The organism is Aestuariivirga sp. (genome assembly GCF_044239095.1).
Taxonomy (GTDB): domain Bacteria; phylum Pseudomonadota; class Alphaproteobacteria; order Rhizobiales; family Aestuariivirgaceae; genus Aestuariivirga.
Genome location: NZ_JBIICB010000179.1, coordinates 1 through 8,933, shown reverse-complemented (window position 1 = coordinate 8,933; position 8,933 = coordinate 1). Strand labels below are relative to the sequence as shown.

Genomic DNA, 8,933 nt, shown 5'->3' with positions numbered 1-8,933 from the left:
ATCGCGGGCGAGGATAATCTGCAGGATATCTTCCGCAAGGATCTGCACCTCGCCAGCAGGGTGCTGGAGCAGCGGCAAAACCAACGGGGAAAGAAGGTCTACAGCCTGCATGCGCCGGACGTCGAATACATCGGCAAGAGCCTGCCCTCGGGCTTGACCCGAGGGGAAAGGCCCATGCTCCTCACGAATTCGGCGTGAAGGTTTCGATCACCACCACCCTCCATCGCTCGCGAGGCGGGCAATTCGCCCTGCATGCCATGGCGTTGCCCGGCAACCCCTATGACGGCCACACCCTGGCAACCGTCATCCCGGACATGGAGAAGACCATCGGAAACGGCATCACCCGCATCCTCGCCATCCTCGCCGCCGCCGGCTACAACTTCCGCCTCCTCCTTAACTGGCTGAGGCTTCTCTTGTGCCTGATCTTCAGCGCCATCCTGCCCAGGTCATAAGCCGCCGTCAGACTACAAACCGCGTGAAAGCGGATTGTTCACAACGGACGAGATCTTGAACTTTTTCTTGGCGGCCTTCTTACTCCCGGCATCCGGTAGGCGTCCGTTGCCATGGCGCTGCAGGCAGCGATGCAAGGATGAGCGCGTCAGGTTCGCAATGGTCGCCTGCTATGCATGGAGGCCGTTATCAAGCGGCAGGAGTGTGTGCTGGCGGAAGGCCACGATGAGCGCCTCTTGTGCAACCGCAAAACTCTCGATTTTGGAGCCCGGGTGCCTATCCTCCCGTCGGCGGCAGAGTTGCGGTTGGGCGACTTGGCCACCGTCTTTGGTTTGATGCCGTAGCGCTTCGCCAGAGCCCTCAGGCTTTCTTGACGAAGCTGCATCGCTCGACGGACCACCTTAGCCGTCCTGGCGCTCCCATGAAGAACTTGGCCCATAGCGCCTCCTTCGATGCTGGCGAGAATACTGCGCCTTCAAACCCGGTGATCAAACATCCTAGCTCCTGTCGATCTTGAAGAGGGATTGACAACGTTGTCGAAACGGTGTTTTGAATTGACAACGTTACCATTGGCGTTGGGAGGCGCAGTTGGTGACCTTACGGGAAATTGCCGAGCAGGCGGGGGTCTCCGTCAAGACAGTGTCACGCGTGGTCAATGGCGATCCGGCCGTGGCCGCGAAGATGCGCGAGCGCGTGCTGCCCTTCATTGAGGCCCTCGATTATGTTCCGAACAGCGCTGCCCGCCAGATGCGGGGCGGCGCTTCGACCATTCTCGGCCTGATGACGGACGCGGTCGCTACCACGCCTTACTCGGTCGACATCATCCGCGGCGCGCAATCGGCGCTTGGCATCAGCCGCCAGCTGATGATCGCAAGTTCGGACGGCGACCCGCAGCGTGAGGCAGACCTGTGGCGCATGTTCCAGGCGCACCGGGTCTCCGGCGTCGTCTATGCGGCCATGTATCACCGCGCCCATCTGGTGACGCAGAACGGTTTTGCGAACCCCATCATCCTCGCCAATTGCCATGCGGCAGACGGTGCACAGCCTTCCATCATCCCCGATGATGAAGGCGGCGGCTACACCCAGGCGCGCTACCTGCTGGAGCAGGGGCACCGGCGCATCGCCTGCGTTACCCTGATCCCCGGCCTCGAGGCGACCATGCTCCGCGCCCGCGGCATGCGGCGTGCCTTCCAGGAGGCGGGTGTGGCCTTCGATGACGCGCGGGAGCGGCGCGGCATGGTGGGGCCCGTCGGCCGGGAAGTCATGGTCGCTTATCAGGTGGCGCGCGAGCTGCTCTCTGCTGCTGACCGCCCCACCGCCGTCATCTGCGGCAATGACCAAGTCGCAACGCAGGTCTATGCCGCTGCGGCGAGCCTCGGCCTCACCATTCCTCAGGATGTCTCGGTAATAGGCTTCGATGACCTGAAGCTCATCTCCCAGACGCTCTGCCCGGCGCTCACGACCGTGGCGCTGCCCTATTTCGAAATCGGCCGCCGCGCGGTCGAGATGTCGCTTGCCAAAGAAAAGCAACTCGACGGTGGCGTGGAGGAGGGCGGCACCCAGCTGCTTCGCCTCCACTGTCCGCTGATTGAGCGTGAATCCTGCCGCCCGCTCGCATGAGCAACGGACGGGGAAGACTGCCCGCCACCCCCGGTGGCGGTAAACCGACAGAAAACATGGGAGGAAACCCGAATGAACATCAATAGACGCCAGATGGTGATCGGCGGCCTCATGGCCACCACAAGCCTTGCCTTCGCATCCACCGCCTTCGCCGCCGATCCGATCAAGGTGTGGCACCACGGCGGTCGCGGTGACGGCGAGCGTGAGCGCATGGAAGCGCTGATCAAGGCATGGAACGAGCAGCATCCAGACATGCCGGCCGTGCTCGAAGTGCAGCCGGAGGGCGCTTACAATGAACAGGTTCAGGCGGCAGCCGCCTCGGGCGGCCTGCCCGACCTCCTCGATTTCGATGGACCCAACTATGCGAACTATGTGTGGTCCGGCTATCTGGTCCCGCTGAACGATATCGTGTCGAAGCAGGTGATGGACGACGTGATCCCGTCGATCATCGCGCAGGGCACCTATGCTCCCGATGGCAAGGTATACTCGCTCGGCATGGCGGATTCAGGCCTGTCGATCTGGGGCCGCAAATCACTGCTCGAAAAGGCTGGCGTGCGCATTCCGAAGGGCGTCGAGGATGCCTGGACCATGGAGGAGTTCGAGGACGCGCTGGCCAAGCTGCAGAAGCTCGACGGCATCAAGTACGCGCTCGACATCAAGGCCAATTATGGCCAGGGCGAGTGGTACACCTATGGCTTCTCGCCCATCGTCCAGTCCTTCGGCGGTGACCTGATCGACCGCACCACCTGGAAGGCTGAGGGCACGGTCAATGGCGATGCGGCCGTGAAGGCGATGACGCATTTCCAGGGCTGGGTGAAGAATGGACACGTCGTGCCGGCTTCGGAGGGTGACGATGCCTTCTACGGCAAGAAGACGGCGGCTCTCTCCTATGTCGGACACTGGATGTGGCCCGCCCATTCGAAAGCCTTCGGTGACGATCTCGTTCTGCTGCCAATGCCCAATTGGGGTGGCAAGCCTGTGACCGGAAACGGCAGCTGGTGCTGGGGCATCACCAAGACCTCGAAGCAGCCCGAAAACACCGCCAAGCTGCTCGAATTCTTCATGAGCACCGATAATGTCGCGGCTCTGTCGCAGGCGATGGGCGGCGTTCCTGCCGTCAAGTCGGCTGCCCCCAAGGTCGATCTCTACAAGCCCGGCGGACCGCTGAGCCTCTATCTCGATCAGCTCAACAGCGGCATGGGCATGCCGCGTCCGGCCCATCCGGCCTATCCGACGATCACTGCTGCCTTTGCCAAGTCCGTTGCCGACATCATCGACGGCAAGGACGTGAAGGGCGCACTCGATGAGGCCGCCAGCAAGATCGATCAGGACATCGCCGACAACAGCGGCTACCCGCCCTTCGGCAAGTGATGTGACGCACAGCGGCGCGGGGGGAACTTTCCCTCCGCGTACCCTTTTGAAAGCACCGCCATGTCCAACATGAAGAAAGATCAGTGGCAGGCCTGGGCCTTCCTCGCCCCGGCAATGGGCCTCATCGCGCTCTTCATCATTCTGCCCTTCGTTCTGTCGGCGATGCTTTCATTTACCGACCAGAGGCTCGTTCCCAATCCGAATGTGCCGACAAAATTCATCGGCTGGCGCAATTATGTGCGCCTGTTCGAGAGTGGCGAATTTCTCAACGCCTTCTTCCGCACCAGCCTGTTCGTCTTGCTGGTGGTGCCGTTGCAAAGCGCCATGGGACTTGGTGCGGCATTGCTCATCAATTCCAAGCTCCCGGTGCGCAACCTGTTCCGTGGCATCTATTTCCTGCCCACCATCATCTCCATGGTCGTCGTGTCGGTGGTGTGGGCCTCGCTCTACCAGCGCGAGGGCTTTTTCAATTACGCGCTCTCAGGCTTGAGCCTGGGTGCGGCCCAGCCCGTGGACTGGCTGCAGAACCCGTGGACTGCCATGCCTGCCATCGTTTTGCTCTCCGCATGGCAAGGATTCCCGTTCCAAATGGTAATCTATCTCGCGGGGCTTCAGAGCATCTCGCGTGATCTCTATGAGGCGGCGCGCATCGAGGGGGCCAGCCGCTGGCAGGAATTCCGCTTCGTAACGCTTCCGAGCCTGCGCAACACGCACATCCTCGTCGTCATCACCACCACGATCTTCGCCTTCAAGCTGTTCACGCAGGTGCAGTTGCTGACTCAAGGCGGCCCCGCCAACGTCACAGACACTCTGGTGCGGGTGATCTACATGCAGGGCTTCCGGCAAGGCAAGGTGGGCATCGCCGCGGCCGCCGCCGTGCTCTTCTTCCTTATCGTTCTGGCGATCAGCCTGCTGCAGCTCCGGTTGGTGCGCGAGGAGAGGGCCATCCAATGACGCGCCGCAACGAACGCTTCCAGCTCATAGTGGTGGCGATTGCCGTCGCCGCCTTTGTGCTGGCTCCGTTGCTCCTGATGTTCGCGACGTCCCTCAAGGCCGACGAGAACCAGATCCTGCGCGACCTCGGCAATTCGCGAGCCTTCTGGGTGAACCCGCGCGAAATCTCGCTCGAGAACTTCCGGCAGGTTCTCTCCAACAGCACCTTCCCGATCCTGCGCTATCTTCTGAACTCCACCGTCATCGTCGTGTCGATCGTCGTGGTGGGCATCTTCGTCAACTCGCTCGCCGCCTTTGCACTGGCGCGAATGAAGTTCAGGGGGCGCGATCTGGTCATCATGATTGTCGTGGCGCTCATCATCATTCCGATGGAGTCGGTGGCAATCCCGCTTCTCTTGATGATGGCGGAAGTGGGCTGGGTCGATACATACCGGGCGCAGATCGTGCCCTTTATCGCCCATCCCTTCTCAATTTTTCTGTTCTATCAGTTCTTCTCGGCGATCCCGAAGGACCTTGATGAAGCCGCCTATGTGGCAGGTGCATCGAAGCTGCGCACTTACTGGTCCGTCATCATGCCGCTGTCGCTTCCGACGATTGCGACGGTGGCTATCCTGCAGAGCCTCGAATACTGGAATGCCTATCTCTGGCCGCTGATGGTCACGCGTGGATCAGACGCGCGGCCGGTATCGCTGGCATTGGCGCAGTATTTCGGCACGCCGCCACCCATCTGGGGCGATGTCATGGCTTTTTCGGTGCTCATGTCGCTGCCGATCCTCGTCGTCTACTTTGCGTTCCAGCGCTGGTTCATTCAATCCACCATCGGTGCTGGCATCAAGTAACGCCGCCCCGCACAAGGAAACTCGTAATTGGTTCTTTCGCTTCATGACAAGTGGATCTGGGATTTCTGGCTCGCCCGTAACGGCGATGACTGGCACATCTATTTCCTGCAGGCCGACAACACGCTGCCGGATCCTGAATTGCGCCATCGCAACGTTACCCAGGGCCACGCGGTAAGCCGCGATCTCATCAACTGGACGCATCTTGGCACCTGTCTTAGGCCCGGGGCGCCGCCTGCTTGGGATGACTGGACGACATGGACAGGTTCCGTGCTGCAAGGCCCTGATGGAAGGTGGCATCTCTTCTATACCGGCACATCGCATGCGGGCGAGGGCATGCAGCAGCGCATCGGGCACGCAACCTCGCCTGACATGCACAGCTGGCAGCGGGTGGGCAGTGGCCTCGCGCTCGATCTCGACGGCCCCAACGCAGAACATTACGAGGAATATATCCCCGGCCATTGGCACGACCGCGCCATGCGGGACCCCTGGGTCATCGCGAACCCCGAAGGTGACGGCTGGCTGATGTATTTCACCGCCCGCGTGCCCGGCCGTGCTGAGCCCAATGCCGGTGGCGCGGTGGGCTTCGCAACGTCACCCGATCTTTACGAATGGACGCTGCAGAAGCCCATTTACGACAGCGGCGATTTCGGCCAGCTCGAAGTGCCGCAGGTGTTCAAGCATGGCAAGCACTGGTACATGACCTTCTGCACCGCCGCGGAGCACTGGTCAGAAGCCTACCGCCGCAAGAACCCGCAAGTGCCTGTCACCGGCAGCCACTACCTTATCTCCGATCACCATTTGGGACCCTGGCGCACGCCGGATGCGCCGTTCCTCGATGGCCGCAATCCGTGCAAGCGCTATGCAGGCAAGATTTTGGAGATCGGCGGGAAACTCTTCATCATGGGCTTCCTTTATTACGACGAACAAGGCCGCTTCATCGGCAAGGTGAGCGACCCCGTTGCGCTGCGCGTTGACGAAAATGGAATCCTCTTTGTCGAGGAAGCGTGAACATGGCTGACCTGTCGCTGAAGGATGTCCGCAAGAGTTTTGGCAACGTCGACATCATCAAGGGCGTCGACCTCGACATCGCACACGGCGAGTTCATTGTCTTCGTCGGCCCCTCAGGCTGCGGCAAGTCCACGCTGCTGCGTCTGATCGCTGGTCTTGAGGATGTAACGTCCGGAGTGCTGTCGATCGGCGGCAGGGTGGTCAACGATCTGTCGCCGAAGGAACGCGCCATCGCCATGGTTTTCCAGTCCTATGCGCTGTTCCCCCACATGACCGTCTACGACAACATGGGCTTCGGGCTGAAGATCGCGGGCGAGCCGCGCGAACTTGTCGACAAGAAGGTCAGGGAGGCGGCGCGCATCCTGAAAATGGAGAGCCTGCTCGACCGCAAGCCCTCGCAGCTTTCGGGCGGTCAGCGCCAGCGTGTCGCCATTGGCCGCGCCATCGTGCGCAACCCGGATGTGTTCCTGTTCGATGAGCCCTTGTCTAATCTCGATGCTGCGCTGCGCGTCAGCACCCGCGCTGAGATCGCCAAGCTGCACCGGGACCTCGGCGCGACCATGATCTATGTGACGCATGACCAGGTGGAGGCGATGACGCTGGCTGACAGGATTGCCGTGCTCGACGGGGGCGTGGTGCAGCAGTTCGGCCCGCCGCTTGAACTCTATCACAGGCCCAAGAACGTCTTCGTGGCTGGTTTCATCGGGTCGCCCAGGATGAACTTTTTTTCGACCGAGGTGGTGGCAATCAGCAATGGTTCTGTATCTATTCGGTCTCCTGCTTTCGGAACGCTGCAGTTAGATGCTGGCGGCTTCGAGCAAGTCATCGGGGGCCATGTGACTCTGGGAATACGTCCTGAGAATATTCGCTTGTCTCATGGCGAGAAGGGCCAGTTCTCCGGTGCTGTAGAGTTGGTGGAGCGGCTTGGCTCCCAAACTCTCGTGGAAGCGAAGCTTGGCGGCGAAAGCGCCGTGACAGCCTTGCTGCAAGGAGATGAAGACTGCCATATGGGTGAGGCCATCAGTCTGGTTTTCGATCCAGTGGACTGTCATTTGTTTGATAGCAATGGCGTGGCTTTTCGAACTTGAATGCTCGTCGAAACTAGCGTCCTGCTTTCGAAGTTTCTGTGATTCGATGTTGTCTGGGGCAGAAACGTTTGATGGTGGCGATTATATCATCGGCGGACTTTGTCCAACCGAAGGGCTTGGGTCTTTCGTTATGTGTTTTGATGTAGGTGAGGATGTCGTCTTGCAATGCGGCGGTGGAGCGGTGAATACCTCTTCGGATGCAGTCATTGGTGATGAGGGCGAAGAAGCGCGCGACCTGATTGATCCAGGATGCTCCGGTTGGCGTTAAGTTTACATGCCAGCGTGGGCGCTTGACGAGCCAGCTGCGGCTCAGCGGCGTTTTGTGGGTGGCATCGTTGTCCATGACGATGTGAACATCGAGATCGGGCGGAATTTGGGTTTCGATCCGATCAAGGAGTATGCGGAACTCGGTGACGCGGGAAGCAACGCCCGATGACAGTGCCGGTGGCAACGTGGAGTGCGGCGGACAGGGAGGTGGTTCCGTGGCGCCGGTCGTCATGGCTTCGCCGTTCTACCTGGCCAGGCTGCTTCGGCAAGAGCGGCTGCGAGCGGTCAAGCGCCTGGATCTGGCTTTTCTCATCGACGCATAGGGCCAGGGCGCGCTGGGGTGGAGCGAGACAAAACCCCGACGATGTCACGCGGCTTCTCCACAAAGAGCGGATCGGCCGGCAGCTGGAATATCTCACTCCCATGCGGCTGCAGGCCGAAGGCCTTCCAGATGCGATGGATGGTGGATGGTGCGTGGTCGGCGGTTGTGGCCATCTTGCACAGCGACCAATGCGTCGCGTTGGAAGGCTTTGTCTTCAGCGTGCGGCGGACGAGATCGGCGATCTCTTCATCGCCAATCCTCCGCCGCCGCAAGAACAATCCGCGCCCGGCGCACCAGCGCCTGGCCCGTGCCCCGCGCCCGAACCAACCGCTCCAGTTCCTTCCGCTGCGACGGCTCTTGCTGTTTAGTCCCGGCATTTGATGCGTCGGATTGAACCTGAAGCGTTCAGGTTGTTTTGTCCACTGTTTGCAGATGAACTCGTACGGCGTGAGCCCCTTGAGGGTCTTGAGCCTGCGGCCGAAGGTGTCGGCGGCAATGAAGTGGTCAAGGTGCTGTCTGAACTGGGCGTGATCTTCGTCGTGATAGCGCTTGACCGCCGCTTCCTTGATCGTCCGGTTCATTCGCTCGACTTGGCCATTCGTCCATGGATGTGCCGGCTTCGTCAGCCGATGTTCGATGTCGAGAGCGGCACATGCCGCATCGAAGGAGTGGCAACGGAGGAGAACCCCTTCTGCCTGCATCGCCTTGATGTCAGAGACAGGCCACCCGCCGCCGGCAGGCTCAGTGAAGTGCGTGCCGACACCCGCATCGAATCGGGCGAGGGCCTGCTCGTGATCCGCATGCCCGAGAACTACGGCGCGCTGTCACCCCGCTTGGACGTGGTGCCGCTGCAGCTGCAGGCGTACCACACCGCCTGCGCTCGCGGCACCAAAGTCGACAAGCCGCGCAATCTTGCGAAGCCAGTGACGGTGGAGTGAACTGTCGCGCGTGTGAGCCGCGCAACAGCATCAAGCGACCTCGCCCCGTCTCGGCGTGGTGACTCTCCTGCGAGAG

At 60.9% G+C, this 8,933-nt stretch carries 7 protein-coding genes and 4 pseudogenes; 8 read left to right on the top strand and 3 right to left on the bottom strand.

What is annotated here, in order from left to right; translation table 11 throughout:
- Positions 1–452, top strand: a pseudogene (locus ACILRA_RS15265) (hypothetical protein); the annotation flags it as partial.
- Between the two features lie 54 nt (positions 453–506).
- On the opposite strand, the pseudogene ACILRA_RS15260 reads toward ACILRA_RS15265, so the two are convergent.
- Positions 507–889, bottom strand: a pseudogene (locus ACILRA_RS15260) (IS481 family transposase); the annotation flags it as partial.
- A 152-nt stretch (positions 890–1,041) separates the two neighbouring features.
- Here ACILRA_RS15260 and ACILRA_RS15255 point away from each other — a divergent pair.
- From ACILRA_RS15255 to ACILRA_RS15230, 6 genes are all read left to right on the top strand, one after another.
- On the top strand, positions 1,042–2,070 hold the full coding sequence (locus ACILRA_RS15255) for a LacI family DNA-binding transcriptional regulator (RefSeq protein ID WP_395662938.1): 1,029 nt from the start codon (positions 1,042–1,044) through the stop codon (positions 2,068–2,070).
- A 72-nt stretch (positions 2,071–2,142) separates the two neighbouring features.
- Positions 2,143–3,441, top strand: a complete 1,299-nt coding sequence (locus tag ACILRA_RS15250; RefSeq protein WP_395662937.1) for an ABC transporter substrate-binding protein — start codon at positions 2,143–2,145, stop codon at positions 3,439–3,441.
- Positions 3,442–3,501: 60 nt separating this feature from the next.
- Entirely contained in the window at positions 3,502–4,395 is an 894-nt protein-coding gene (locus ACILRA_RS15245) for a carbohydrate ABC transporter permease (RefSeq protein WP_395662936.1), read from the top strand.
- The gene (locus ACILRA_RS15240) at positions 4,392–5,234 is read left to right on the top strand and encodes a carbohydrate ABC transporter permease (protein ID WP_395662935.1); all 843 of its coding nucleotides are present in this window, start codon (positions 4,392–4,394) and stop codon (positions 5,232–5,234) included. The genes ACILRA_RS15245 and ACILRA_RS15240 overlap by 4 nt, the downstream gene beginning before the upstream one ends.
- 27 nt (positions 5,235–5,261) lie before the next feature.
- Positions 5,262–6,242 (top strand): hypothetical protein, encoded by a 981-nt coding sequence (locus ACILRA_RS15235; RefSeq protein WP_395662934.1) that lies wholly within the window; start codon positions 5,262–5,264, stop codon positions 6,240–6,242.
- Between the two features lie 2 nt (positions 6,243–6,244).
- On the top strand, positions 6,245–7,330 hold the full coding sequence (locus ACILRA_RS15230; protein WP_395662933.1) for an ABC transporter ATP-binding protein: 1,086 nt from the start codon (positions 6,245–6,247) through the stop codon (positions 7,328–7,330).
- Positions 7,331–7,343: 13 nt separating this feature from the next.
- Here ACILRA_RS15230 and ACILRA_RS15225 read toward each other — a convergent pair whose 3' ends face one another.
- On the bottom strand, positions 7,344–7,829 hold the full coding sequence (locus ACILRA_RS15225) for a hypothetical protein (RefSeq protein ID WP_395662932.1): 486 nt from the start codon (positions 7,827–7,829) through the stop codon (positions 7,344–7,346).
- A 452-nt stretch (positions 7,830–8,281) separates the two neighbouring features.
- Positions 8,282–8,590 (bottom strand): annotated as a pseudogene (locus ACILRA_RS15220) (integrase core domain-containing protein); the annotation flags it as partial.
- Between the two features lie 174 nt (positions 8,591–8,764).
- Between ACILRA_RS15220 and ACILRA_RS15215 the strand changes: the two are divergent.
- Positions 8,765–8,857 (top strand): annotated as a pseudogene (locus ACILRA_RS15215) (sugar isomerase); the annotation flags it as partial.
- Between the last annotated feature and the right edge of the window lie 76 nt (positions 8,858–8,933).